Annotated in this window: 24 protein-coding genes, 2 tRNA genes and 1 other RNA gene; 18 read left to right on the forward strand and 9 right to left on the reverse strand. The window is 55.1% G+C overall.

Features of this window, described 5'->3' with window-relative positions; genetic code table 11:
* Positions 1 to 51 precede the first annotated feature (51 nt).
* Positions 52 to 1,773, forward strand: a complete 1,722-nt coding sequence (locus PG722_RS05270) for an ammonium transporter (protein WP_270418119.1) — start codon at positions 52 to 54, stop codon at positions 1,771 to 1,773.
* 54 nt (positions 1,774 to 1,827) lie between these two features.
* Here PG722_RS05270 and PG722_RS05275 read toward each other — a convergent pair whose 3' ends face one another.
* Positions 1,828 to 2,796 (reverse strand): RluA family pseudouridine synthase, encoded by a 969-nt coding sequence (locus PG722_RS05275; RefSeq protein ID WP_118284962.1) that lies wholly within the window; start codon positions 2,794 to 2,796, stop codon positions 1,828 to 1,830.
* Positions 2,797 to 2,971: 175 nt separating this feature from the next.
* Here PG722_RS05275 and PG722_RS05280 point away from each other — a divergent pair, with 175 nt between their 5' ends.
* The 7 genes from PG722_RS05280 to PG722_RS05310 all read left to right on the forward strand — a co-directional run bounded on the left by PG722_RS05280 (position 2,972) and on the right by PG722_RS05310 (position 7,368).
* The gene (locus tag PG722_RS05280) at positions 2,972 to 3,481 is read left to right on the forward strand and encodes a YceD family protein (protein ID WP_117751772.1); all 510 of its coding nucleotides are present in this window, start codon (positions 2,972 to 2,974) and stop codon (positions 3,479 to 3,481) included.
* A gap of 45 nt (positions 3,482 to 3,526) precedes the next feature.
* Positions 3,527 to 3,712 carry a 50S ribosomal protein L32 gene (gene rpmF / locus PG722_RS05285; protein ID WP_118564465.1) on the forward strand — a complete coding sequence of 62 codons (186 nt, stop codon included), beginning with the start codon at positions 3,527 to 3,529 and terminating at the stop codon, positions 3,710 to 3,712.
* A 318-nt stretch (positions 3,713 to 4,030) separates the two neighbouring features.
* The gene (gene der, locus PG722_RS05290) at positions 4,031 to 5,359 is read left to right on the forward strand and encodes a ribosome biogenesis GTPase Der (RefSeq protein ID WP_118284961.1); all 1,329 of its coding nucleotides are present in this window, start codon (positions 4,031 to 4,033) and stop codon (positions 5,357 to 5,359) included.
* Between the two features lie 12 nt (positions 5,360 to 5,371).
* Positions 5,372 to 6,007: a glycerol-3-phosphate 1-O-acyltransferase PlsY gene (gene plsY / locus PG722_RS05295; RefSeq protein ID WP_110436151.1), complete on the forward strand. Its 636-nt coding sequence runs from the start codon at positions 5,372 to 5,374 to the stop codon at positions 6,005 to 6,007.
* A 1-nt stretch (position 6,008) separates the two neighbouring features.
* Positions 6,009 to 7,022 (forward strand): NAD(P)H-dependent glycerol-3-phosphate dehydrogenase, encoded by a 1,014-nt coding sequence (locus PG722_RS05300; protein WP_117489884.1) that lies wholly within the window; start codon positions 6,009 to 6,011, stop codon positions 7,020 to 7,022.
* 170 nt (positions 7,023 to 7,192) lie between these two features.
* Positions 7,193 to 7,268 (forward strand) — tRNA-Gly (locus tag PG722_RS05305).
* A 24-nt stretch (positions 7,269 to 7,292) separates the two neighbouring features.
* Positions 7,293 to 7,368, forward strand: a tRNA-Gly gene (locus PG722_RS05310).
* A gap of 356 nt (positions 7,369 to 7,724) precedes the next feature.
* Here PG722_RS05310 and PG722_RS05315 read toward each other — a convergent pair.
* From PG722_RS05315 to infC, 4 genes are all read right to left on the reverse strand, one after another.
* The gene (locus PG722_RS05315; protein WP_270579874.1) at positions 7,725 to 8,984 is read right to left on the reverse strand and encodes a hypothetical protein; all 1,260 of its coding nucleotides are present in this window, start codon (positions 8,982 to 8,984) and stop codon (positions 7,725 to 7,727) included.
* A 125-nt stretch (positions 8,985 to 9,109) separates the two neighbouring features.
* A complete protein-coding gene (gene rplT / locus PG722_RS05320; RefSeq protein WP_110436155.1) occupies positions 9,110 to 9,463 on the reverse strand; it encodes a 50S ribosomal protein L20 in 354 nt (117 codons plus the stop codon).
* 38 nt (positions 9,464 to 9,501) lie between these two features.
* Positions 9,502 to 9,705 (reverse strand): 50S ribosomal protein L35, encoded by a 204-nt coding sequence (rpmI, locus tag PG722_RS05325; protein WP_054327617.1) that lies wholly within the window; start codon positions 9,703 to 9,705, stop codon positions 9,502 to 9,504.
* A 46-nt stretch (positions 9,706 to 9,751) separates the two neighbouring features.
* Positions 9,752 to 10,261 (reverse strand): translation initiation factor IF-3, encoded by a 510-nt coding sequence (gene infC, locus PG722_RS05330; RefSeq protein WP_118360706.1) that lies wholly within the window; start codon positions 10,259 to 10,261, stop codon positions 9,752 to 9,754.
* A 395-nt stretch (positions 10,262 to 10,656) separates the two neighbouring features.
* Between infC and PG722_RS05335 the strand changes: the two genes are divergently transcribed.
* Both PG722_RS05335 and ssrS read left to right on the forward strand, forming a co-directional pair.
* Entirely contained in the window at positions 10,657 to 10,929 is a 273-nt protein-coding gene (locus PG722_RS05335) for a DUF1292 domain-containing protein (RefSeq protein WP_117492244.1), read from the forward strand.
* 74 nt (positions 10,930 to 11,003) lie between these two features.
* Positions 11,004 to 11,198: non-coding RNA, 6S RNA (ssrS, locus tag PG722_RS05340), on the forward strand.
* 162 nt (positions 11,199 to 11,360) lie between these two features.
* Here the strand turns inward: ssrS and PG722_RS05345 are convergent.
* Positions 11,361 to 11,528, reverse strand: coding sequence for a hypothetical protein (locus PG722_RS05345; RefSeq protein ID WP_270579875.1), 168 nt, complete (start codon positions 11,526 to 11,528; stop codon positions 11,361 to 11,363).
* 2 nt (positions 11,529 to 11,530) lie between these two features.
* Positions 11,531 to 11,911, reverse strand: coding sequence for a YkvA family protein (locus tag PG722_RS05350; protein ID WP_270579877.1), 381 nt, complete (start codon positions 11,909 to 11,911; stop codon positions 11,531 to 11,533).
* 113 nt (positions 11,912 to 12,024) lie between these two features.
* Here PG722_RS05350 and PG722_RS05355 point away from each other — a divergent pair, with 113 nt between their 5' ends.
* Positions 12,025 to 12,258, forward strand: a complete 234-nt coding sequence (locus PG722_RS05355) for a helix-turn-helix domain-containing protein (protein WP_118284956.1) — start codon at positions 12,025 to 12,027, stop codon at positions 12,256 to 12,258.
* A gap of 411 nt (positions 12,259 to 12,669) precedes the next feature.
* On the opposite strand, the gene PG722_RS05360 is transcribed toward PG722_RS05355, so the two are convergent.
* Positions 12,670 to 13,902: an S-layer homology domain-containing protein gene (locus PG722_RS05360; protein ID WP_270579878.1), complete on the reverse strand. Its 1,233-nt coding sequence runs from the start codon at positions 13,900 to 13,902 to the stop codon at positions 12,670 to 12,672.
* 304 nt (positions 13,903 to 14,206) lie between these two features.
* Positions 14,207 to 15,730 carry a YifB family Mg chelatase-like AAA ATPase gene (locus PG722_RS05365; RefSeq protein WP_270579879.1) on the reverse strand — a complete coding sequence of 508 codons (1,524 nt, stop codon included), beginning with the start codon at positions 15,728 to 15,730 and terminating at the stop codon, positions 14,207 to 14,209.
* A gap of 318 nt (positions 15,731 to 16,048) precedes the next feature.
* Between PG722_RS05365 and nifJ the strand changes: the two genes are divergently transcribed.
* The 7 genes from nifJ (at position 16,049) to PG722_RS05400 (ending at position 26,889) form a co-directional block, all read left to right on the forward strand.
* The gene (gene nifJ, locus PG722_RS05370; RefSeq protein ID WP_270418093.1) at positions 16,049 to 19,609 is read left to right on the forward strand and encodes a pyruvate:ferredoxin (flavodoxin) oxidoreductase; all 3,561 of its coding nucleotides are present in this window, start codon (positions 16,049 to 16,051) and stop codon (positions 19,607 to 19,609) included.
* Between the two features lie 646 nt (positions 19,610 to 20,255).
* On the forward strand, positions 20,256 to 21,089 hold the full coding sequence (locus tag PG722_RS05375) for a hypothetical protein (RefSeq protein ID WP_270579880.1): 834 nt from the start codon (positions 20,256 to 20,258) through the stop codon (positions 21,087 to 21,089).
* A gap of 12 nt (positions 21,090 to 21,101) precedes the next feature.
* Positions 21,102 to 21,938, forward strand: coding sequence for a hypothetical protein (locus PG722_RS05380; protein WP_270579881.1), 837 nt, complete (start codon positions 21,102 to 21,104; stop codon positions 21,936 to 21,938).
* A 119-nt stretch (positions 21,939 to 22,057) separates the two neighbouring features.
* Entirely contained in the window at positions 22,058 to 23,731 is a 1,674-nt protein-coding gene (locus PG722_RS05385) for an S-layer homology domain-containing protein (RefSeq protein WP_270579882.1), read from the forward strand.
* A gap of 100 nt (positions 23,732 to 23,831) precedes the next feature.
* A complete protein-coding gene (locus PG722_RS05390) occupies positions 23,832 to 24,869 on the forward strand; it encodes a M42 family metallopeptidase (RefSeq protein WP_270579883.1) in 1,038 nt (345 codons plus the stop codon).
* On the forward strand, positions 24,866 to 25,888 hold the full coding sequence (locus PG722_RS05395; RefSeq protein ID WP_117492226.1) for a M42 family metallopeptidase: 1,023 nt from the start codon (positions 24,866 to 24,868) through the stop codon (positions 25,886 to 25,888). Before PG722_RS05390 ends, PG722_RS05395 begins: the two co-directional genes overlap by 4 nt.
* Entirely contained in the window at positions 25,885 to 26,889 is a 1,005-nt protein-coding gene (locus PG722_RS05400; protein WP_270579885.1) for a M42 family metallopeptidase, read from the forward strand. The genes PG722_RS05395 and PG722_RS05400 overlap by 4 nt, the downstream gene beginning before the upstream one ends.
* Positions 26,890 to 26,956: the final 67 nt, after the last annotated feature.

Genomic DNA, 26,956 nt, shown 5'->3' on the forward strand with positions numbered 1-26,956 from the left:
TGGAGATATACGCCATTTCTATTTCCAAGGGGGTTATTAAAAATGGATATCATGGAACTTGCTACGTCGATGGACGTAGGCTGGACGCTTGTTGCGGCGGCACTGGTATTCTTTATGCAGGCGGGCTTCGCAATGGTTGAGACCGGCTTCACCAGAGCAAAGAATGCCGGCAACATCATTATGAAGAACCTGATGGACTTCTCGCTCGGCACGCCGATCTTCTGGATCCTCGGCTTCGGCATCATGTTCGGCGCGGCAAGCCCGTTCTTCGGCGGCTTTGATTTCTTCGCTGACGGCGTTGTCGGTGAGGGCTACGACTGGACGACCCTGATCTTCCAGACCGTATTCTGTGCAACTGCTGCGACCATTGTTTCTGGTTCGATGGCAGAGCGCACCAAATTCTCTGCATACTGCATTTACTCGATGATTATTTCTGCGGTCATCTATCCGGTTTCCGGTCATTGGATCTGGGGCGGCGGTTGGCTCGCAGAGCTTGGCTTCCATGATTTCGCAGGCTCCACGGCGGTACACATGGTCGGCGGCGTTGCAGCCCTTGTCGGTGCTGCAATCCTCGGTCCCCGTATCGGCAAGTACACCAAGGATGGCAAGGCTCGTGCAATTCCGGGTCACTCCCTGACGCTCGGCGCACTCGGCTGCTTCATCCTGTGGTTCTGCTGGTTTGGTTTCAACGGCGGCTCTACCGTTGCACTGTCGGGCGGCGGTGCTGAGGTTGCATCCCGTGTATTTGTAACCACCAACATGGCAGCTGCTGTTGCAACCGTTACCGTTATGTGCATCACTTGGATCCGCTACAAGAAGCCTGATGTTTCTATGACGCTGAATGGCTCTCTGGCAGGTCTGGTAGCCATCACCGCAGGCTGCGATGTGGTTACTCCGTTCGGTTCGGTTATCATCGGTATCTGCGCAGGCTTTGCCGTTGTATTCGGTATCGAATTTGTCGATCAGAAGCTCAAGGTCGATGATCCGGTTGGCGCTGTCGGCGTGCACTGCATCAACGGTGCACTGGGCACGATTCTTACCGGCCTGTTCGCTTACTATAATGGCACCGAAGTTGAGCCTCTCGGCGTATTCTACGGCGGCGGCTTCCACTTCTTCGGCATTCAGGTTCTCGGTGTCGTTGCAGTCATTGCATGGGTTGCAATCACCATGACCATCGTATTCAATGTTATCAAGCACACCATCGGCCTGCGCGTAAGCGAGGCTGAGGAGATCATGGGTCTGGATAAGCCGGAGCACGGCCTGTCCTCCGCATACGCAGACTTTATGCCGGTCGTTCCTGCTGTTTTGGGCACCAAGGCTGGCGAAACCGCTGCAAAGATCAAGGACACCATTCCGGTTGCAGTCGAGAAGGCTGTTCCGGTGACCAAGGTGACGACCGAGGGTGCTTCGCACGAGCATAAGCTGAGCAAGATCGTTATCATTGCAAAGCAGTCCAAGTTTGAGGTTCTGAAAGAAGCGCTGGCATCCATCGGCGTATCCGGTATGACCGTGACCAACGTAGTCGGCTGCGGCGTACAGAAGGGCGCTCCCGAGTATTACCGCGGCGCTGAGGTTGACGTAACCCTGCTGCCCAAGATGAAGATGGAGGTTGTTGTATCCAAGGTTCCGGTTGAAACCGTTGTTGAAACGGTCAAGAAGGTTCTGTACACCGGTCATATTGGTGACGGCAAGATCTTCGTTTACGATGTGGAGAACGTCGTAAAGGTTCGTACCGGCGCAGAAGGCTTTGATGCTCTGCAGGACGATAACTAAATCGCATAAAGGAAAACGCTGAGCCACGGCTCAGCGTTTTCCATTTTCAATTACTCACGGCTTGAAGTTCGGAAAATACTTCTTCACAAACGGAATGTCCTTGACTGTGAAGGTTTTTCCGTTGAGGTACTGCAAGGCTCCCGCGTCCTGCGCGAATCGGAAGGTGAGGGAATAGGCATAGAGCGCCTGACCGGTCTCGCCGTAGGGACGGTTGAGTTCGTTCGTGCCGTATTTGCCGTCACCGAGCAGCGGGCAGCCGATAGACGCCATATGTGCGCGGATCTGGTGCGTACGGCCGGTCAGCAGTTCACACTCCACGAGCGACAGTCTGCCGTGCGACGTGAGCGTGCGGTAGCGCGTGCGTGCGGTCTTGGCACCCGGCACGCGGGTCCTGTGCAGCGTGACCTGCTTGCGCTTTTCATCACGGCGGAGATAATTCTCGATCAGTCCCTCGGGCGGCTTGGGTCTGCCATGCACGATGCACAGATACCGCTTTTCCATCTCGCGGTCCTTGATCTTATCATTTAATATGCGCAGCGCTTCAGCGGTCTTTGCCGCGATGACGATGCCGCCGGTGTTGCGGTCGATACGGTTGCACAGGGCTGGTGCAAATGATGCGGCATCATCCGGATTCCACGCACCGGACTGAAACAGGTACGCCTGAATGTGTGCGATGAGCGTATCCGTGTCGCCGTGCTCATCTGCGTGAACGACCATGCCCGGCGCCTTATCCGCCAGCAGGATGTGCTCGTCCTCGTACACGACGCGTACGCGCGGCGTTTTGATGCGGCGGAAGGCTTCTTCCTCCTTGGGTGCGTCAAAGTATTCGTCATTGAGGTAAAGCTGTACGGAATCGCCTTCAGCGAGCTTGTAGGCAGCTTCAGTGCGCTTGTTATTGACCTTGATGCGCTTTAATCGCAGGTATTTGTGCATCATGCCGCCGGATAAAAGCGGCACGGCTTTTTCTAAAAATTTATTCAGACGTTGTCCACTGTCGTTTTTTGTGATATAATATTCTCTCAAGGCAGGGTATCCTTTTCCGTTAATTTGCCCGTTTGGGTGAAACCAGTATACCGCATTTTCCGAAAAAAGAAAAGTGCGGGCGGACAGTTCGGAAAAATACCGTGTTTTGTAGATTTTTTGGTTGACAAAGACCGATTGTTTGTAGTATACTATCTTAGTACCATGTGAGGTTGACATGAAGATTGACTTAAAAAAGCTGAACGCGTCTGCACATGCGTCGATTCCGTTCGATGAAACGATCGACCTGACGGACGAAAAGCTCTATGGCGCGAAGCCGTTTCAAAGCCCTGTCCACATCAAAGGCGTGGTTTCCAATGAAAGCGGTGTTGTGAGACTGGCGGGTTCGATCGAAACGATCTACTCCACCGAATGCGCACGCTGCCTGAAACCGCTCGAGATTCCGCTTTCAGCCGAGGCTGACATGATGCTCTCGGATGACCCCGAGGCGGAGGAAGAGGACGATCTTTTTGTGCTGACCAGCGACAGCGTGGATCCTGCGGACGTATTGGTGCCGGCATTGATCCTGCAGGTACAGATGACCTATCTGTGCAAAGAGGACTGCAAAGGCCTCTGTCCGCACTGCGGCGCCGACCGCAATGTGACCGACTGCGATTGCGATAAAAAGCAGATCGATCCGCGATTTGCCGCGCTGCGCGCCCTGCTCGATTCCGACAAGGGCGAATGAGTTCGTATTGAAAAATAAGACGATAGAGTAGGAGGTGTATCCAACATGGCAGTACCTAAGGGTAAAATTTCTAAGGCACGCCGCGACAAGCGTCGTAACTCCCACTGGAAGCTCTCTCTGCCCGGCATGACTAAGTGCCCGAAGTGCGGCGAGATGAAGCTGGCGCACAGAATGTGCAAGGCCTGCGGCTATTACAACGGTCGTGAGGTTAAGTCCGTTAAGGAAGCGTAAGCCTTAAAACAGAACAGGAAAAATGGAGAAGGCCGGATAGCTTTCTCCATTTTTTTTCAGGTTTCGATGAAAAGGCTCGCCTTTGCATCGAGAAGGGACGTACCGAGCACGGCTCGGATATGTCCCGGGCGCAAATCGGCGCGTCCTTGCGGCACACTGATTTGCTTTCTTGCATCAAAAGTCACATACATGCTGCGGCTTTTTATGGATTTGCGGAGCAAATTCGATTGAATGCGCGCTGACGCGCGACTTTTAACGAATTTCTTGCTTGTAATTTGTTTGCAAATGTCTTAAACTGACCTTAAAGGAGGGGAATTTATGGCAAAGCCTATTGTTGCGATCGTCGGTCGTCCGAATGTCGGCAAGTCGCAGCTGTTCAACCGCTTGGCGGGCAAGCGGCTTTCCATCGTTGAGGATACGCCGGGCGTTACCCGCGACCGTCTGTACGCTGACAGCGACTGGCGCGGTCGTGATTTCACTGTCATCGACACCGGCGGCATTGAGCCGTCGAACGATAACGAGATTCTGCAGTTCATGCGCTTTCAGGCAGAGACCGCGATCTCGCATGCGGATGTCATTATCCTGATCACCGATCTGCGCACCGGCATTACTGCCGCCGATCAGGACGTTGCGTCCATGCTGCTGCGCTCGGGCAAGCCGCTCGTGCTGGCTGTCAACAAGTGCGACAAGCCGGGTGATCCTCCGGCGGAGTTTTATGAGTTTTACAACCTCGGTTTGGGCGAGCCGTACGGTATTTCTGCGCTGCACGGCTACGGTGTCGGTGAGCTGCTGGATGCGGCTTACGAATACTTCCCGCCGGCAGACGAGGAAGAGGAGGACGCGGACCGCATTCGTGTGGCTCTCATCGGCAAGCCGAACGTCGGCAAGTCCAGTCTGCTCAACCGCGTGCTCGGCGAGGAACGTGTTATCGTTTCCAATATCGCCGGTACGACCCGCGACAGCGTAGACGCCGATGTGGACAACGCCCACGGCAAGTTTACGTTCATCGACACCGCCGGTATCCGTAAGAAGAGCAAGGTGGACGAGAAGATCGAGAAATTCTCGGTTATGCGTTCGCTGCTAGCGGTAGAGCGCGCCGATGTGTGCGTTATCATGATTGACGCGACCGAAGGCGTTACCGAGCAGGACACTAAGGTGGCCGGAGAGGCGCACAACGCCGGTAAGGCGTGCATCATCGTGGTAAACAAGTGGGATCTGGTCGAGAAGGACGGCTCCACCATGAAGGAGTACACGCTGCGTGTCCGTGAGGGTCTGGCATACATGCCGTATGCACCGGTGCTGTTCATTTCCGCGCAGACCGGTCAGCGCGTGGACAAGCTGTTCTCGCTCATCCATGAGGTATATGAGCAGAACCATATGCGCATTCCGACCGGCCGACTCAACGCCATTCTCGCGGAGGCAACCGCACGCGTGCAGCCGCCTACGGACAAGGGCCGCCGTCTGCGTATCTTCTACATGACGCAGGCCTCTACCTGCCCGCCGACATTCGTCTGCTTCTGCAATGACGCGCGTCTGTTCCATTTCTCCTATCAGCGTTATCTGGAAAACCAGATCCGTGAGGTGTTCGGTCTGACCGGTACGCCGGTACGCATGGTCATCCGCGAGCGCAGCGACAAGTCGCAGTAAGGAGAGGGCAACATGACACTTACGCATTTTGCGATCATTGCCGTGTGCGCGTATCTGCTCGGCTCGCTCAGCTTTGCGATCATTGTCAGCAAGGTGACGCTTGGCAAGGATATCCGCAACTACGGCAGCGGCAACGCCGGTCTGACGAACGCGTACCGCACGATGGGTGCGAAAAAGACACTGTTCGTTCTGCTCGGCGACATTGCCAAGGGTGCCGCAGCGGTTTCGGTCGGCTGGGCGCTCGGCGGTCCGGTCGGCAAGCTGACAGCGGGTATTTTCGTTATCCTCGGCCACATGTTCCCGCTGTATTTCGGCTTTAAGGGCGGTAAAGGCGTACTGGTCGGCGCGGTTATGCTCGCGTTTTTTGACTGGCGCGTGTTCGTCATTGCATTCGCGCTGTTCATCCTGTCGGTCGTGCTGACAAAGTGGATCTCGCTCGGTTCGATCCTCGGCGCGGTCAGCTTTCCGATCACGACATGGCTGTTCTATCGTGATCCGGTGCTGACGGCGATGGCGTTCGGCATGGCGGCGGCAGTCGTTTTCATGCACCGCTCGAATATCGGACGCATCCTGCACGGCACGGAAAATAAATTCTCTTTTAAGAGCAAAAAGACGATCGAAGCATCGCCTGACGGAGAGGAGAAGTAACATGAAGGTTTTTGTACTGGGTACCGGTGGCTGGGGCATCGCACTGGCGATGCTGCTGCACCAGAACGGACATGAAGTAACCTCGTGGACCTATCTGCAGGAGGAGTGTGACCTGCTGCACCGCGAGCGCTGCAACGAGAAGCTGCTGCCGGGTGTTGTCATTCCGGAGGGCATTGAGATTACGACTGACATGTCCGGCGCTGCCAAGGCGGATCTGGTCGTGCTGGCGGTGCCGTCCTTCGCGGTAGCGAGCACGGCGGAGCAGCTGGCGAAGATCGTGCCGCCGCATACGGTTATCGTCAACGTCGGCAAGGGTCTGGACTCCAAGCACGGCTACTGCCGGTTCTCCGAGACCATCTCGAACGCGATGAACGGCAGCAATCCGGTCGTTGCACTGACCGGTCCGACGCACGCCGAGGAGGTTGCACGCGGCATTCCGACGGCTATCGTAGCCGCTTCGGAGAGCCGTGCGGCGGCTGAGCTGACGCAGGCGGCGTTCATGAACGATACTAATTTCCGTGTGTACACCTCGTCCGACATTATCGGCTGTGAGCTGGGCGGTGCGTTCAAGAACATTATTGCGCTCGGCGCCGGTATTTCGGATGGTCTGGGTCTGGGCGACAACTCCAAGGCGGCGTTCATGACCCGCGGTCTGACCGAGATTGCGCGTCTGGGCGTCAAGCTGGGCGCCAAGCAGGAGACATTTGCGGGGCTGTCCGGTGTGGGCGATCTGATCGTAACCTGCTGCTCCATGCACTCTCGCAACCGCCGTGCCGGTATCCTGATCGGCAAGGGCGCGACGGCGCAGGAGGCGATGAAGGAGGTCGGTGCAACGGTCGAGGGCTATTACGCGACCGAGGCGGGCTATCACCTTGCACAGCAGCAGGGCGTGTCCATGCCGATCACCGAAGCGATGTACGCCGTGCTGTACGGCGGCATGCCTGCACAGGAGGCGATCAAGCATCTGCTCAATCGTCCGCGCCGCGGCGAGCACGAAGAGGTCTGGGTGCACTGAAAAGCTGAAAAGGAAAAGAGAAAGAGAAAACCGACGGTGTGTGCCGTCGGTTTTCTGTATTTCGGAAAAATTTGCGAAAAAAGAAAGAAAAGTGTTGACAGAGGGCACGTTACCTGATATAATAAATCTTGCTTTGAGGCGGTAAGCCAAAAGCGAGATGAAAGGAATATGCGGCTGTAGCTCATCTGGTAGAGCGCCACCTTGCCAGGGTGGAGGTAGCGAGTCCGAGCCTCGTCAGCCGCTCCACCTTTTCTTCTCTAAATCACATATGCGGCTGTAGCTCATCTGGGAGAGCGCCACCTTGCCAAGGTGGAGGTAGCGAGTTCGAGCCTCGTCAGCCGCTCCAGTTAGTCCACTTGCGAAAGCAAGTGGATTTTTTGCTTTTTCTGTTCGCTGAAGATTGAGGAATGGGCGCCAATCTTTGGCGGGAAGTCGCCGCACCCTGCGGCGGGGCAAGAGGGTAGACACCAAGGTTTCTACCCTCTTAACTCCCACTTCCTTTTGTTTGTTAGTCTGGCGCAGATCAGAGACCGGCGACCGCTTCGAAAAAGGGGAACAGCAGAGGATTTTTATTACCGCAGGGGAGCACAGTGTGCTCCCATTTCTTTACCTCTGCGCAGTGCCGGATTCCGTACTGCTACACATATCGACTGCTCTACGCAGGCGCGACATACCCGTGTCGCGCAACTCGTTTCTCCATTTTCAATTCTCAATTTGCAGAATCTCCTCCGCAAACTGTTCCCGAACGCCTTCTTTATCCGATAGAAAATCATTCCACCGGAACAACCCTGTATGCGGATTCTCCGACAGCTTCCCATAAACCGAATAGGGCAGCAGCTGAACCTGATACCTTGCACTCCAGCGCGGATACCGCTGCATAAAGCGTTCTGCAAGCCGATACGCCTGACAATCCTTATCCGCATCACTCGCGGGATTGAGCGCGCTGAGCTGTACGCCGCCGCCTTTACAATCGGTTTTACTGGGCGAGGGCGTAGAGTGCGCGATGACGATGCTGCCGTCTCGACAGGGACCGATGCACAGCCATACATGACCGTCCATGCTGAAGATATCGCCGGGACGGAACGAGGACGGCTCCTGCAGGCCGTTGCCGCAGTCCTGACGGGAAAGGGTACCCCAGGCTCTTTGGGCAAGCGTATGGGCAAATTCGGCGGCGGGCGCGACATAGCCGTCACAGTCGGAGACAGACGCACTCTCGGTATGCAGGGTATTGTACAGCGTCCAGCCGAGGTAGCCTGAGCAATCCAGCCCGGCATAGCCGTACTGGTTCCAGCCGCCGGTCGGGTAGTAGCTGTGCGCGGGATTGCTGTCGTTGCGGTAGGTATAGCAGGCGTTCTGACGGTCGAAGAAGTCAATCCAGCTTTGCGGCAGACCAATGTGCATAGCGGTGTTGCCGGAGTCGGTATCCTGCCGGTTCCAGCCGCCGCCGTAGACGTACAGGGCTATGCCGACAGGCATCAAGGCGGTTCTGAGCAGGTTTTGCAGGGTGCGCTGACCGGGAACACCGTGAACCGGCGGATGATACATCTGCGGAGCAGGCCGGATATACGCAATACCGCCGAATACCTGTGCATAACTGCCGACGATCCGGCCGGTGAGAAAGCAAGGCAGAACGACAGCGCCGCCGGCTCGTGTGCGGATTTCAAACACAGCGCGGCAGGGAAGGTGCATGCCGTCTACCGTGATGGAATTGCCGTTGACGGCATTGATTACGCCTTGTGCATCCGGACAGGTGAGAACGGCCTGTGTCACCGTTCCCTGACGGATGGTCAAATGATACGCCTGACCTTCCTGCAGACGGTTCTGGATGGCGTAGCGGCCTTTATTGCACACGGCATAGCAGCACACGCTGTCGTCCTGCCGAAACCGATGCGCAAACCGGTCTTTATCCTCGGCACGGATGCAGCCGTAGCCCTGTACGCCTAAGTAAATGGATGGGCCCATTTCATCACACTCCTTACCATCACAGTATAGGGCGGAGGAACGCGGAATATGAAAACAGCGTCCCGATCGGAACGCTGAATGCAAAAAAACGAGCCTGTTTTCACAGACTCGTTTTTGTTATGCAATTAAAGTGCAGCCTTAGCCTTCTCAGCCAGTGCAGCGAATGCAGCCTGGTCGTTTACAGCCAGGTCAGCCAGCATCTTGCGGTTCAGGTCGATACCAGCCTTCTTCAGACCGTTCATGAAACGGCTGTAGTTGATATCGCAGGTCTTGCAAGCTGCAGAGATGCGGGTGATCCACAGACGACGGAAGTCACGCTTCTTGTGCTTACGGCCGATGTAAGCGTACTTCAGGCTCTTCATTACGGCCTGGTTGGCTACACGGTAGTGGGTAGACTTGGAACCCCAGTAACCCTTAGCACGCTTCAGGATCTTCTTTCTTCTTTTACGGGTCATCATTGCGCCCTTAACTCTTGCCATTGTGTTTGCCTCCTATATGAAAGATGTTGTTTTCTAACTTACTTGTACGGCAGCAGACGCTTCAGCTGTGCTACGTTGGTAGAATCTGCGAAGCCTTCCTTGCGGAGGTGGCGCTTCAGCTTAGTGGTCTTGCCATGGCCGTTGAGCAGGTGGCGCTTGCCAACGTGACCGCGCTTGAACTTACCGTTCTTGGTAACGGAAAATCTCTTTTTTGCACCGCTGTGCGTTTTGATCTTAGGCATAAGGTTTTGCTCCTCTCTGAATTTGCGCTATATCTGCGCGTTGGTTTTACTTGTCCTTTGCGGGCGCCAGAAACATCAGCATCTGGCGGCCTTCGAGCTTGGGCTGCTTTTCTACCGTGCTGCACTCCGAGCACAGCTCCGCGAAGCGATGGAGCAGATCCTGACCAAGCGACGCGTGCGTGACCTCACGGCCACGGAAGCGAACCGAAACCTTGACCTTGTTGCCGTCCTGCAGGAAGCGGCAAGCGTTCTTTACCTTGGTGTTCAGGTCGCCGATGTCGATATTAGGCGTCAGGCGAATCTCTTTGATCTCCACGACACGCTGATTCTTTCGCGCTTCCTTCTCGCGCTTTGCCTGCTCGAAGCGGAATTTACCGTAATCCATGATCTTGCAGACAGGCGGCTTAGCCTGCGGCGCGATTTTAACCAGATCCATGCCCTTTTCTACGGCAATATCCTGTGCCTGCTGAATAGGCAGAATGCCGAGCTGTTCGCCGTCGTCACCGATCAGACGAACTTCCTTGTCGCGGATCTCTTCATTGATTTGATGTTCCATGCTGCTGATTGGTAAGCACCTCCAAACGAAATCGGTTTAAGACAAAAAGAAAAAGGACTGATCATTCAGACCGTCCTCCAAATAAAATCGCAGAGCGCGCAAAGCGGCTTCTGTGCTTTATTGACCCGTTTGCTTCGCTGCGGGTGAGGACATGCCTTCTTCCTTGTTACCTCAACTACTATACCAGAATTAATTTGCAAAGTCAAGGCTTTATTTCATGTTTTTTAACTGGTATGATTATTACAGCAACAGACATACTATGATCGTGTAAAGTGTAGTGCTGAATGCACAACATAAGGCTTTACAAATACGTCATAATTTGTTATGCTTAATACAAGGGACAGGAAACACCTGATCGATCCCCTTTACTATGAATTTAAGGAGGTGCCGGACCCATGAGCGAGGAATACGGCAATGATTTTGTAACCCTGATCGACGAGGACGGCAACGAGGTCGAGTTTGAGCATATCGACACCGTGGAATATAATGGCGTGACCTATCTGGCGTTTATCCCTGCAGAAATCTCCATCGAGGAGGATGCAGAGGTCGTTATCATGCAGATCGTTGAGGAGAACGGCGAAGAGCTGCTCGAGGCGGTCGAGGATGACGAGATCGCAGATGCAGTGTTCAACATCGTTATGGAACGCGCCGAGGCAGAGGAGGAGTAATTCTCCGACCGATGGCATAAAATAAGAGTAAACAGCGCAGCTTCGTTATCGGAAGCAAAGCATTTTATTTCGGTAAGATCCTGCCCTGTTCGACAGCAGTCCTTTTTTAACCCACATTTTTAGTACGGGACTTCGGAAAGTTTTGATACTGAGCAGCAGGCCTCCCGGGTATACACGGAAGTTGGAAGCGCAGAGGCATCAAACAGAGGACCCACCTGCATGAGTCGTGCAGGTTACTAATTGGACTGCATCGGCAGGGTGGGGTTTTATTTTACCTATTTAATGTAATTAAAATTGATATTTTGGGTGGAGAGTTGAGAATGAAGAGATTGTGCAAGGTAGAAGTTAGGAGTGAGGAGGTAGGAGTGGGTTAAGAGGAAACGGCCGTAAATTGCATAATAAAAACCACCACGGAAACGTGGTGGTTTTTATTATTTCTTATTCTTTTTGGCATTTGCAAAATCTTTGCGCAGATTTCCTATTTTCTTATCCGCTCTTGCATCTTTGCCGTTTGGATTACGAATCGCTCCGGACGGTAAACCATGCTTCTTTTCAAACGCTCCTACTGTGCAATCACTTCTTGTTTTTCTTGTTGTCATAATTACATTCCTTTCCACTCTCTATAGGCTTGCAAATCATTATCCACTGTCTTAATCGCAATTCCAATAACTGCCGCATCGTCCAACAACCCAATCCCCGGAATACAATCCGGAATCAAATCAACCGGACTGAAAAAGTAAATCAATGCTGCAATAATGCCAATCACGCTTGCTAACGGAATTTCGGTATACTCTCCTTTGACATAATCGACAACAATCATGCACAACAGCGGAATATCTCCCAGCAACGAGCCTACAACTGGAATTGTATCCAGCTTTTTCAAGACTTTGCTGATGAATTCCAGTAGCTTATCTTCGTCGTGCAGCATTTCCTCTGCTTCAGATTTCTTACTCTCAAATGCAGCTTCAAAATCATACCACATACTTTTTCCTCCCGTCGTATATATTCCACCACCTTACATACACTATATCTCGAAATGAGATAAAAGTCAATATCCTGTTTCGAGATAAGTTAAGGTAAATGCGAGGTGGTTATATGGAGCACAACCGCATAAAAGAATTGCGCGAAGACAGGGATATCAAACAGCGTGAAATTGCCGCATATCTAAAGGTAGCGCAGAACACATACAGCAATTATGAAAACGGTGTGCGTGAATTTCCGTTGGAGATTCTGATTCTGCTTTCTCGTTTCTATCAGGTCAATCTGGAATATTTGCTTGGATTGACCGATATACCGACACCGTTACCACCATCGAAACGACCAAAATAAAACACCCGAGGCATTAAAAATGCTTCGGGTGTTACGTTTTTGTCCGTGACGCGGGACTGGATGATTCCATTTTTATATGTTTCCTTTCAAAAACAGGTATAAAAAAACCACGCGGCTGCTGTTTCTCTGCAAGCCCTGCGTGGAACCGATCAAAAAGTGCGGTTACTTTTCGCTCTGCGTCTTATGGTCATCACCAAAGATCAGATCGTCGATGTCCGGACGGTCGGGCTTCTGCGGAATAGAAAGTCTTCTCATGATGTCATGCCTCCTTACTAATGTACTCTATATATTATTATAGCATGTTATTCTAAAAATGCAAATTAAATTCCTGTAAAGTTACACAAATTTCACAAAAGATAAGGGGCGGCTAACGATAAGCCGTCCCTTCTTTTGCCATTTCGTATGTAGTGCTTAGCGGCCGAAGTAGCTGAAGTGCATGTAGTCGCGCTTGGTGCGCCAGCCGTTGCCGCCCCAGGTGAAGCCGTACTTGGTGAAGGCGTTGTAAACATCGCCGCCCTCGGGGATGGAGTACGGATCAATATACGGCGTCCAGTGGGTGCCGCAGGTCGGAGACAGGGAACCGTCCGAGTTGATGGTAGCTTCCATGTTCTCGTCCGGGTTGATATCAACTGCGGTGCCCTGCGAGTGCTCGCCGGTGCGCCACGAGTAGCAGCCTACATCATAGATCGGGAACTTCTCGGAGCCGTTGAAGATCTCCTCAAAGATTGCCTGATAGATGGAAGCCAGCGAAGCGTTTACCTGCAGGTAAGCCTTGGAGGCCACCTTGGTGCCGTCGGACTGCAGATGCCATACCGGAACCACGATCTCTACCATGTGAGCCTCAGCCTCAGCTGCGGACTGGTACTTGCTGTTGCCTGCGCCGTAAACGTAGGTCATCTTCTCGGCCTCGGTCTTCGGCAGACCGGTGATGGTGGTTGCGGCAGAGGTGGAAGAACCGGCGGTGGTCGGCAGGTTAGCGGAGCCGTCAACCGCTGCGATCGGCGTCTTATCCGGCTTGAAGGCGGTGCAGAAACGGTTTGCCATGATCAGCGCCTGCTCACGGGTGGTGGTGCCGGACGGAGCCAGAATGGTGGTGTCCGTGCTGGTATCGGTGATGCCGTTGATGACCGAATGATCGACCATGGTAACGACCGGCTGCATTGCGTAATCGCTGATCATGCTTACATCGGGGTAATCCTCGATGCAGGCATCACCTGCGATCTCGGTTGCTTCGATATCGGCAGCGGTGAGGATGTTGTCGAGTATGGTGCACATTTCCTCACGGCTGATCTTGGCATCCGGATCAAAGTTGCCGTTGGTGCGGCCGTTTACAATGCCGAGCAGGTAAGCTGCGGTGACATTGGGGTCCGAGCAGTCCTCGAACGGCTTTTTGCCCGAAACATAGACAGCCTTGCCGCTGACAGCCTTGTAGGCGTTCAGCGCAACGGCACAGAACTCTGCGCGGGTGATAGAGCCGGAAGCGGCACTGTTGGCCAGGGACGAAGGTGCCAGACCGGCATTCTGCGCAGCGGCAACGCCTTCCTGCGCCCAGCTGGACACATCGGATAATGCTCCCGCGCTTGGCATGAGCATTGCGGCAGTCAGCGCAAGCATACCGGCACGGCGAGCGATAGGATGAGACATTGAATTTTTCCTCCTGACTGGTTGTTGGCTTGCTGATAAAACAAACCAGTATGTTAAGGCAACACCGCACAATTAAAGCGGCGGTGCTTTGCGGAAATTTTGTGCCCTGACTTTGTTGCAGTTTCACGGTAATACATCAAGTATTACCGTGAAACTGCGCCTCGTCGGTACGCAAAATTTACTCGCAAATCACTCTTGTTCAATTATGCGGTATTGCCTTAAATAAAACGAAATGGTCGAATTTAGACGAAGTTACAGTAATTGTAAATTTATACACATCGTCCACAGACTTTTCCACAAGCTGTCAAGAACCTGCGGCCCTGTCGAGTGAACGGTACTGCAGAGCCTCGGCGAGATGCTCAGCCTCGATGACATTGCTGTCGGCTAGATCGGCGATCGTGCGGGCAACACGCAGTACGCGGTCATGCGCACGAGCGGTCAACCCCAGTCGATGAAATGCGGCCGCAAACATACGAGACGCATCCGCGCTCAGCGGGCAGTGCTCGGCAAGCTGCGGCGGCGGAATCGCGGCGTTGCACACGTCAGAGCCCTGTCGGGCATACTGCCGCTCGCGCGCGGCGAGCACACGGGCACGAATGTCGGCGGAGTGTTCCTCACTGGCCTGACCTCGTGCGGCAAGCGCGGCGTATTCAACCGGCTGCACAGCAACCTGCAGGTCGATTCGGTCGAGCAGCGGACCGGACAGACGGTGCAGATACTGCTGAACGGCGGCCTTGGTGCAGGTGCAGCGTTCCGTGCCGTACCAGCCGCATTTGCAGGGATTCATCGCGGCAATGAGCTGAAACCGTGCCGGATACGTCACCTGACCGGCAACACGCGAGATGGTAACTCTGCCGTCCTCAAGCGGCTGGCGCAGGGTTTCGAGCACATCGCGGCGGAATTCCGGAAATTCATCCAGAAACAGGACACCGCGGTGCGCGAGCGTGATCTCGCCGGGGACGGGCAGCCGGCCTGCGGCACCCGAACCGCCTGCCATCGCGTTGGCCGAGGAATTATGGTGCGGTGCACGGAACGGCCGTTCGGCACGCTCGACCGCCTCCTGCCCTCTGCCAATGGCGGACCAGACACGGATAACCTCCAGCCGTTCGCTGTCGGACAGCGGCGGCAGGATGGTGGAAAAGCGTTTTGCAGCCATGCTCTTGCCCGAACCGGGCGGTCCGGAAAGAAGCACGTTGTGTCCGCCTGCAGCCGCGATCTCAAGCGCGCGTTTGACCGCGTGCTGACCGAGCACATGCGCAAAATCCAGCGCATTGTCCTGCGGTTCGGGCCTGGGCGGAGGAGCACACGGCGTGAGCGGCTTTCTGCCGTTCAAATGTCCGAGAAGCTCATTTAATGTACGGATCGGAAACACCGTCACACCGGAAGCATAGGATGCTTCAGCGGCATTCATCGCGGGAACGAACACGGTTTTGAAACCGGCATCACGCGCGGCAAGCGCCATGGAAAGCGCACCGCAGACAGGCCGCAGCTCTCCGGTGAGGGAAAGCTCTCCGAAGAAGAGAGCGTTGTCGGGCGGTGCGTCGATCTCGCCCGCTGCCGCCAGAATGGAAAGCAGAAGGGGCAGATCGTATGCTGTTCCTGCCTTTTTGGTGTCGGCAGGTGCGAGGTTGACGGTCAGTCGGGATACGGGCCAGTCAAAGGCACAGGCCTTTGCGGCGGCACGGACGCGCTCTCCGGCTTCGGATACCGCGCCGGTCGGCAGACCGACGACATCCAGCCGGGGAAGTCCGCCGGAGAGGAAGCACTCGACGGTGACAATGTAGCCGTCAATGCCGCTCAGTCCTGCGGAGAATACGCGAGATACCATGCCGATCCCTCCGATACGTATGACATAACCAGATAACTATACATCTAATACTATACTATGTGTCATCAGATTACGCAATAAAAAACACGGAAAAAACACAGAAATTCCATGATAAAAAGTTTGCATACGTTTCATAATACGAAACAGCTTATCAAAATTTGAAAAATAGTGCGGAAAATAGTACATTTACTGTTTACAACTTTGTGCGTGAGTGCTACAATGAAGGGGCAGGTAAGGCTTAGTTTAGGTTAAAATACACCAAAACGAGGGCTTTTAATTCCGATTGAGAATTATAATTTTTTATAGGAGGACATCAACATGGCAAGAAAGATGAAGTCCATGGACGGCAACACTGCGGCCGCGCACGTATCGTACGCGTTTACCGAAGTTGCGGGTATCTATCCGATCACCCCGTCCAGCCCCATGGCAGACAGCGTTGACCAGTGGGCTGCCGCAGGTCAGAAGAACATTTTCGGTACTACCGTTAAGGTAATCGAAATGCAGTCCGAGGCAGGTGCGGCGGGTACCGTACACGGTTCTCTGGCAGCAGGTGCGCTGACCACCACCTACACCGCTTCTCAGGGTCTTCTGCTGATGATCCCGAATATGTACAAGATCGCAGGCGAGCTGCTTCCGTGCGTATTCCACGTTTCCGCTCGTACCGTTGCATCTCATGCACTGAACATCTTCGGTGACCATTCCGACGTTATGGCTTGCCGCCAGACCGGTTTCGCTATGCTGGCTGAGACCAACCCGCAGGAGGTTATGGACCTTTCTGCAGTAGCACATCTGGCTACCATCAAGTCCCGCGTTCCGTTCATCAACTTCTTCGACGGCTTCCGTACCTCCCACGAGATCCAGAAGATTCAGGTTTGGGATTACGAGGATCTGAAGGAAATGTGCGACATGGATGCTGTTGAAGCATTCCGCAAGCGCGCACTGAACCCGGAGCACGCTATGATGCGCGGCTCTCACGAGAACGGCGACGTATTCTTCCAGCACCGCGAGGCTTCCAACAAGTTCTATGAAGCTGTTCCGGGCATCGTTGAGGAGTACATGGGCAAGGTAAATGCCAAGCTCGGCACCAACTACCAGCTGTTCAACTACTACGGCGCTGCTGACGCTGACCGCGTTATCATCGCTATGGGCTCCATCTGCGACGTTGCAGAGGAAGTTATCGATTACCTGAACGCACACGGCGAGAAGGTCGGCCTGGTTAAGGTTCGTCTGTACCGTCCGTTCCGTGCTGACAAGCTGATCGCAGCTATCCCGGAGACCGCTAAGAAGATCGCAGTCCTCGACCGCACCAAGGAGCCGGGCTCCCAGGGCGAGCCGCTTTACATGGACGTTGTTACCGCTCTGGCTGATGCAGGCATCACCGATAAGGTAGTAACCGGCGGCCGTTACGGTCTGGGTTCCAAGGATACGCCCCCGTCCTCCGTATTCGCTGTATACGAGGAGCTGGCTAAGGCAGAGCCGAAGAAGATGTTCACCCTGGGCATCAACGACGACGTTACCTACCTCTCCCTCGAGGAGAAGCCGGCACCGAACACCGCAGCAGAAGGCACGACCGAGTGCAAGTTCTGGGGTCTCGGCGGCGACGGTACCGTTGGTGCGAACAAGAACTCCATCAAGATCATCGGCGACCACACCGACAAGTTCGTACAGGCTTACTTCCAGTACGACTCCAAGAAGACCGGCGGCGTAACCGTTTCGCATCTGCGTTTTGGCGACAAGCCGATCCGTTCTCCTTACTACATCAACAAGGCTGACTTCGTAGCATGCCACAACCCGTCCTACATCACCAAGCACTTCCCGATCGTGCGTGACGTTAAGCCGGGCGGCGTATTCCTCATCAACTGCCAGTGGTCTCCGGAAGAGCTGAGCAAGCATCTGGCAGCTTCCGAGAAGCGCTACATTGCTAAGAACGACGTTCAGCTTTACACCATCAACGCAATCGACCTCGCTATCGAGATCGGCATGGGCAAGCGCACCAACACCATTCTGCAGTCTGCATTCTTCGCACTAGCTAAGGTAATGCCGAGCGAGCAGGCTATCCAGTTCATGAAGGACGCTGCTACCAAGTCCTACCTGAAGAAGGGCCAGGACATCGTTGATATGAACCACAAGGCTATCGACATCGGCGCTACCGCATTCAAGAAGATCGACGTACCGGCTGACTGGGCTGACGCACAGGACGAGGCTGATACCCGCGATCTGCAGGGCCGTCCGGAAGTTGTCAAGATGGTCAAGGACGTTATGGAGCCGATCGGCCGCATGGACGGCGACTCCCTGCCGGTATCCGCATTCGCAGGCGAGCATGTTGACGGCTCCTTCGAGCACGGCGCAGCTGCTTACGAGAAGCGCGGCGTAGCAGTTACCGTTCCGCAGTGGAACGAGGCTACCTGTGTTCAGTGTAACCAGTGTGCTTACGTTTGCCCGCACGCTACCATCCGTCCGTTCGCTCTGACTGAGGAAGAGGCTGCTGCAGCACCGGCTTCCACCAAGCTGGTTGACATCAAGGCAGGCAAGGGCAAGGGCGTTTACAAGTACACCATGGCTGTATCTCCGCTCGACTGCATGGGCTGCGGCGTATGTATCGGCGTTTGCCCGACCAAGTCCCTGACTATGGTTCCGCAGGCTGACGAGGCTGCCCAGCAGGATGCATTTGATTACTGCGTAGCAAAGGTTTCCGAGAAGGCCGACATGATCTCCACGAACTCCGTAAAGGATTCGCAGTTCAAGAAGCCGCTGCTTGAGTTCTCCGGTTCCTGCGCAGGCTGTGCAGAGACCTCTTACGCCCGCCTGATCACTCAGGTTTGCGGCGACCGCATGTACATCTCCAACGCTACCGGCTGTTCTTCTATCTGGGGCGGTCCGGCTGCTACCTCCCCGTACACCGTTGATGCAAACGGCCACGGTCCGGCATGGGCTAACTCCCTGTTCGAGGATAACGCAGAGCACGGCCTTGGCATGTACTATGGTCAGGAAGCTCTCCGTGAGCGCCTGATCTCCAAGCTCGAGGTTATGGCTGGCTCTGAGAACGCTACCGACGACTTCAAGAATGCTGTCAACACCTTCATGGATACCAAGGACAACGGCGCTGCTAACGCTGAGCCGGCAAAGGCACTGGTTGCAGAGCTCGAAAAGGGCGCAGCAGCAGGCTGCCCGGACTGCAAGGATGTTCTGGCTCACAAGGAATACCTCGCTAAGAAGTCTGTTTGGATCTTCGGCGGCGACGGCTGGGCATACGATATCGGCTTCGGCGGTCTGGATCACGTTCTGGCATCCGGCAAGGACGTAAACGTTATGGTATTCGATACCGAGGTTTACTCCAACACCGGTGGACAGGCTTCCAAGGCTACCAACATCGGCGCTGTTGCACAGTTCGCAGCTTCCGGTAAGACCACCAAGAAGAAGAGCCTTGCTGAGATCGCTATGAGCTACGGCTACGTTTACGTTGCACAGGTAGCTATGGGCGCTAACCCGGCTCAGACCCTGAAGGCCATCGCTGAGGCTGAGGCTTATCCGGGCCCGTCGCTGGTAATCGGCTATGCTCCGTGTGAGATGCACTCCATCAAGGGCGGCATGACCAACTGCCAGGCTGAGATGAAGAAGGCTGTTGACTGCGGTTACTGGAACCTGTTCCGCTTCAACCCGCAGCTGGCTGACGAGGGCAAGAACCCGTTCATTCTGGAGTCCAAGGAGCCCAAGACCGAGGATTACCGCAAGTTCATGATGAACGAGGCTCGTTACTCCGCACTGACCCGTGCATTCCCGGATCGTGCAGAGGGCCTGTTCGAGCGTTCCGAGGTAGAGTCTACCAAGCGTTACGCTCACCTGAAGCGCCTGCAGGATCTGTACGCTCCCGAGGCGTAAGATCGCGCAAAGCGCTTGCTGAAATAGCATAATAAATCCCGCAGAGGTTTTCTCTGCGGGATTTTTTTGCGCTTTAATCAAGCGGAGAGTTGCGCTCTGCGGAGCGCAGGAGTTCGCCGTACCCACGGCGGTGGGCAAGAGGGCAGACACCTACGGTTTCTACCCTCTTAACTCCCGTTTCCCTTTATTTGTTGGTCTGGCGCAGACCAGAGACCGGCGACCGCTTCGAAAAGGAGAACAGCAGAGGGATTTTTACTTCCGTGTCTTTCTCAACCTATTCGCAATGACAGATACATTACTGCTATACATGCGGTTTACTCTATGCAGGCGCAACATACCCGTGTTGCGCAACTCGTTGGTCTGGTGGCTGCGGACGGCACCTGCGAATTATGTTTGATGTTAGACTTTGCCGTAGGGTGCGCCGACCTCGGCGTACCGCCTGTAAGTTCATCTGCACACGCGCAATCGTAGGGGAGTACAGTGCGCTCTCGCATCACCGACAACCAGGCGCGGACAAACGATTTTGCCGCTGCATGATACATTTCTGTTTCAAAATATAAAGAGATATATCCTTCCGGAAAAATTTATGCTATACTGAAATCAATAAGACAGGCAGGACAATCGGATAGAGAAGGGCGGGATCATAATGAAAAAAGATCTGTTGAAACGTGTGGGAATGTTGACGGCGGCAACTGCCGCCTGTACAGCCGGTGTTTTCGGGGCGCTGGCGGTGAATGGCTTACGCTACATGAGGCCAACGACAGATAACTGGTGGCTGCTGCCGTGGGTCGAACCGGCGGAACGCATCGAGCAGTGCGTTATGGACTTCGGTGAGGGCGACCCGACCTACACTGTCACCGGATACGATGCACAGAACCGCGAGATTTGGTCGCGCACGACATTCGGCAAGCTGGCATCGGTCGGCAGCAGCCGTGATGTGTACATCGGCAATACATCGGCGCGGTATTTCTTCGGTCAGGGCGGAAAAGCGGACTCGGTTTGCCAGTATGATGAACAGGGACGGCTTATCCGTATGGAAACCGACTATGGCGGCATATCGACGTATTACTACCGCGGCGATGCGACTGAAACGTATCTGGAGGAAACGCACAACGCGCAGGGCGCGTTGACCGGCCGCAAGATCACCGAAACCGACCCGCAAACAGGCAGTACCGTCACCAATATGGACATATACGAAGACGATGGTACCTATCTTGCCTCGCAGTACTGCATACTGGATTCGCATGGCAACATCGTAAAGCAAGTGCATGTCAGCGCGGGCGGACAGATGAGAACCTGTGACTATCAGTGGACGTATGACGATGCCGCGCGCACGGCCACCTGTGTGGACGAGGCGGAGGGCACGACCGAGAAATACTGGTATGACGAGCAGGGACGCTGGATAAAAAATGCATATAGCTTTTCGGAGGATGGTTTTTCGCGTGAGATTACAACAACATACACCGATGTCACCCGCTGAGGAGGTGTTTGGGTGAAGCTGAACATTCTTAAACGAGCCGGAATGCTGGCGGCGAGCACTGCGGTCTGCTGCGGTGCTGTTTTCGGCGGCTTATCGCTGAACGGACTGCGGTATGTCCGTCCGACAGCGGAAAACTGGACACTTCTGGCGTATATGCAGCCTGCTGCTCGGATTGAACAGCAAAAGATAACGCGCGTGATACCGGATGAGAAGGAATGGTCCTATCTCAAGATCACCGGCTACGATGCGCAGAACCGCGAGATCTGGTCGCTGAATTGCAAGCGTCCGTTCGGTGTGAGTTCCAGTGAACGCAAGGTTTACAACGGCAGCAAAATGACATGGTATTCCACAACCTGCGGTGTGAAAACGGTTTCTTACACAGAGTATGACGAGCAGGGTCGTATCGTTCGCACGGAGGATGAGGACGGAATAGAGACTTACACCTATCGCGGAGACGAGAAAGAACCGTATCTGAAGCGGAGTTACGACACGGCAGGCAACATGCAGTCACAGACAGTGTCGGAATACAATCCCAAAACCGGAGAAACGACCAGAACCCGTACGGTTTTTGAGGGTGTGCTGACCGGTACATGGATCACGGTGAAGGATGCACGCGGTTCCATACTGCGCATGGAAAACAATGTGCATGATCCGAATTACGAAATGATGCAGAACAACGAGTGGACGTATGACGACGCCGAGCACACCGCAGTCTGCGTCAGCGAGGATGGCGTAACCGAGAAAATATGGTATGACGAGCAGCAGCGCGTCCTGCGGGATGAATGCTACACGCCGGACGGTATTCTGCAGACCTGCACCGTCAATGATTTTTTTGACATTACCCGATAAATCTGGGAACCTTTTGCAGATACCAACGTCAAATACAATGCAGCGATCAGAAAACAGCGCGCGATACCGGGAACAAAGAAAATACATCATTGACCGCTGAATTAAAAGGAGGATTTTCTATGAAACGAACGATTGCAGCGATTTTATCTGCGGCTATGCTTGTAACGGCAGCTGCGGCAGCGGAAGCGCCGAGCAGTTGGGCGAAGTCGGCGGTGGATACCGCGCGGAACGCGGGCATTGTGCCGGAGCAGGTCGATCAGGCGTACACGCAGAGCATCACCCGTGCGGATTTCTGTGCGCTGGCGGCAGCGGTTTATCGCACCTGGGAGAAGAGCGGAAACGTAAAATCCGTCGAGAAAACCGCGGTTTCCTTCTCGGATACCAAGGACGAGGATGTGCTGCTCTGTGCGTCTCTGGGCGTGGTAAACGGCGTTGGCAATGGCAAATTTGCACCGCAGCAGCAGCTGACCCGTCAGCAGGCGGCAAGCATGCTGCACCGTCTGGGCAATCTGCGCAAGAATGCCAAGGACAGCGTGAAGGACCGTATGCCGCACATTTTCGCGGACGGCGCGGACATTCAGGCATGGGCACGCAGCGATGTGTACTGGGCGTACAACAGCGGCGTGATGAACGGCGTCAGCGGCAATCGTTTTGCACCGAATAACAGCTATACGCACGAGCAGTCCATTGCGACCATGCTGCGCCTGTATGATACCAAGTATGCCGAGGTGCCGAGCGGCGAGACTGCGGCAGAGTACGCCGTTGTCATGGACGATGAGGGCGGTGCCGGTGCACGGTCGCAGATGCACATCGAGAACGCAAAGGGCAAAAAGCTGCTGACCGATTATAAGGATACCAAGGGCACCTTCGAGAATGTTACTATGCTCGGTGTATGGGCCGGTGTGACGATGGAAAACGGCACGAAATATGACGTGGTGAACCTCAAAACCGGCGAAAAACTGGAGGATTACCGCATTCTTGTCGCAGACGGCGAGCAGGCAGGCTGGCTGTGTCCGATGGACATCACCAAGGTGACTTACGGTAAGGACTACATTGCGCTGGCTGACGGCACTAAGAGCACGGCGACTTATGACCGCATGACCAACTTCAAGGACGGCAAGGCGGTTGTCAACGTGGATGGCAAGACTATTCGTGCCATCGACACCACCGGCAAGACCCTGTGGAGCATGAATTTTGCGTTTGACCGCAGCAAGATGGAGATTCGTGATGGTGCGGGAGACCGCTTTACTGTGTGGGGCAATAATTCGGCTGCCATTATCGCAGGCGGCAAGCGCATTGCATCCAGCTCGGGCGGTCTGTATCTCAATCAGTACAGTGATACCTACATCTACTCCGAGAATACAGGCTACTATGCGCTGTACAACTTTAAGGGCAGAAAGCTGACAAAGACCTATCAGAATGCGTTCGATGAGGTCGGTCAGAACATTTACAGCCATTGGCTCAGCAATACCGAATATGAGTACATCCGCTGTGACGCGGACGGCACGAACAAGGTTCTGTTCCGTGTAAAGCCGATTCTGAACGGCGGACGTCCGGGTCTGCTGGCGACCGACGGCGCAGGCGTGTACGCGCTCCCGACAGATGAGCACACGATTACCTGCTTTGACCGCTTCGGCGCAACGCTGGGTACGATCAAAATCGAGGACACGATCGACATTTATTATCGGCTCAGCTTTGAAAACGGTTGTCTCCGCGTGGTAGATTCCTATCCGAACGGCAAAACGGACGCGGTGAACGCGCTGTATCTGCCGACCGGAGAACAGATTTCATAAAGCAAAAGGCGCTCTCAGGAGCGCCTTTTATCTTGTAACCATGGAAAGAAACGGTTATAATAAACCTTGTACGATAAAAGACGAAAAAGGAGGAATTTCCTTGCAGTTAGAACAAACGCTGCGGACGCTGTGTGCACTGCCGGCGGTCAGCGGCTTTGAAATGCAGGCGGCAAAGGCCGTCGCGGAGCTGTTCCGGCCGTACTGCGACACCGTGGACGCGGATAAGAACGGCAACGTGATCGGCAGCTTGTCCTGCGGTAAAGAGGGCGCGAAAACCGTCCTTCTGGACGCGCATCTCGACCAGATCGGCTTTCTTGTTACCGAGGTGCTGGACGGCGGCTTTCTGCGGTTCGCGCCGGTCGGCGGTGTGGACCCGCGCATGCTGCTCGGCGGCGAGGTGACCATTCTCGCGGACGAGCCGCTGTACGGCGTGGTATCCTGCATGCCGCCGCACCTGCTCAAAGCAGGTGAGCAGAACAAGGCCGTCCCCATCGACCAGATGGCGATTGATACCGGTCTGCTCGATGCCAAAAGCCGCATTCGCGTGGGCACGCCCATCGTGTTCGCGCAGCAGCCGATTAAGCTGGCTGGCGGTCAGCTTTGCAGCAAGTGCCTGGACGACCGAGCGGGCGTTGCCGCCATCCTGCTGGCGATGGAGAAGCTGCACGCGGCAAAGGACAAGCTGAAATGCAATGTTACGGTGCTCATCAGCACGCAGGAGGAAGTCACCGAGCTGGGTGCACAGACCGGCGCGTTTACGGTTCAGCCGGGGTACGCCATCGCGGTGGATGTGACCCACGGCAGAACGCCGGACGGTCCGTCGGACGGTGTGTTCGACCTCGGCAGCGGCGTGGCAGTCGGCATGGGACCGAACCTGCATCGCGGCTTTACCAAGGCGCTCATCAAGACCGCCAAGGCGAACGACATCGACTATACGCTTGAAATCATGGAGGGCAACACCGGCACGAATGCGTGGACGATGCAGATCGTCGGCCGCGGTATCGCAATGGGTCTGCTGTCCATTCCGGAAAAATACATGCATACGCCGGTCGAGGTTGTGGAGCTGTCTGATGTGCAGGCAGTCGCTGACCTGATGGCAGAATTCCTGCGCGAATTTGACGGGGAGGTGGGCGCATGATCGAACTGATGAAGCAGCTGTGCGCGCTGCCGGGGCCGTCCGGCTGTGAGGATGCGGTGCGCGAGTTTGTGCTCGAGAAGGTAAAGCCGTTCGCGGACGAGATAAAGACCGATGCCATCGGCAACATTATGGTGTTCCGAAAGGGCAAAAAGGCGCTCGAGCGTCCGGTCGTTGTGTGCGCACACATGGACGAGGTCGGCGTTATCATCAAGCAGATTACGGACGACGGCATGCTGAAGTTCGGCTTTGTCGGCGGTGTGGACCCGCGTGTTGTCATCGGCCGACCGGTTCGCTTCGGTGATGTGCAGGGCGTGATCGGCATCAAGGCAGTTCATTTGACGACCGCAGCAGAGCGCCGCACCATGCCCAAGACCAAGGATTTGTATATCGACATCGGTGCAGCGAGCAAAGCTGCCGCCGAGGACAAGGTTTCGCTTGGCGATTACGGCGTGTTCGACTCGGCGGTTGTCGAGTTCGGCGACGGTCTTATCAAGGCCAAGGCGATTGATGACCGCGTCGGCTGTGCTGCGCTCCTCAAGCTCATCGAGGACGAGCCGCCGATCGACACCTGGTTCTGCTTTACTGTGCAGGAGGAAGTCGGTCTGCGCGGTGCGGCAAGCATGGCGTATGCGCTCGACCCGGGATTTGCAATGGTGCTCGAGGGCACGACAGCCGCTGATCTCGCAGAGGTGGAAGGCGGCAAAGCTGTTTGCCGTGTACGCGGCGGTGTTGTTCTGCCGTTCATGGATGGCGCGACTATCTACGATGCGGAGCTGTTTGAACTTATGCGCAATGCCTGCGACAAGCGCGGCATCCGCTGGCAGACGAAAACGCGCGTAGCTGGCGGCACGGACGCAGGCCGTATCCACAAGAGCCGTGCGGGCGTGCGCGTGTGCGCGGCCGCGGCTCCGGTACGCTATATTCACTCGCCGTCCTCGGTGGCGGCAGTAGCCGACTGCGAGGCGGTGCTTTCCGCCGCACGCGCATTTCTGGAAGAACTCGGAGGGAACGACGAATGAGCAAGATTTTTGATTTATGGAACACGGTCGCGGGTGCATTCGGCCCTTCCGGCCGTGAGGATGCGGTTCGCGAAACCATCGCGGAGATTGCAGGCGCGTATATCGACGACGTGACGACGGATGCGCTCGGCAATCTTATCTGCCGTAAAAAGGGTGCAAAGAACGGCAAAAAGCTGCTGTTTGCCGCGCATATGGACTCCATCGGCGTGGTTGCCACCTATATTGAGGACAAGGGCTTCATCCGTTTTTCGCAGATCGGCGGCCTGTATGTCGGTGACCTGCTGAATATTCAGGTGAAGTTTGCCAACGGCACGCGCGGCGTGATCTCGTACGAGGAAAAGACGCCGCTCAAGGATTTGACGCTGGATAATCTGTTCATCGACATCGGTGCAAAAAACGCCGAGGAAGCGCGCAAGCTGGTGCAGATCGGCGATTTTGCCGTGTACGAAGCACCACGGTTCGAGCAGAACGGCGTGCTGTGCGGTCCGTATCTGGACAACCGTATCGGCTGTGTGACGCTCCTGCTGATGATGGAGCAGCTGGCAGATAAGGAAATCGAGAACGACCTGTACTTCGTGTTTACGGCACAGGAGGAGGTTGGCCTGCGCGGCGCAGGCGCGGCAGCGTTCGCAGTTGAGCCGGATGCGGCTATCGCAGTGGATGTGACCGATACCGGCGACCTGCCGGAGATGAAGTCCGCGATGGCGGTCGAGCTGGGCAAGGGACCGGCAGTCAAGGTGATGGATCGCTCGGTTATCTGCACACCGGCGGTTGTAGATGCGCTCGAGCAGGCGGCGAAAGACTGCGGTGTATCCGCGCAGCGCGAAATCCTGCTGTGCGGCGGCACGGATACGTCGGCGCTGCAGAAGGCGCGCGCGGGCGTGCGGGCAGGCGCGGTCTCCATCCCGACTCGCTATATCCATTCTCCGAGCGAGCTGTGTGCGGTTTCCGATGTAGAGGACGCGGCAAAGCTGCTGACACAGTATGCACTCCAAAAATAACCGATAGAGTTACTGGGAATTTTGCAAAAAACGACAGGTGACAAGCTGCCGATTTTGCAGTATGATA

Source organism: Butyricicoccus sp. OF27-2pH9A, from assembly GCF_027693185.1.
In the GTDB taxonomy this organism is placed as follows: domain Bacteria; phylum Bacillota; class Clostridia; order Oscillospirales; family Butyricicoccaceae; genus Agathobaculum; species Agathobaculum butyriciproducens.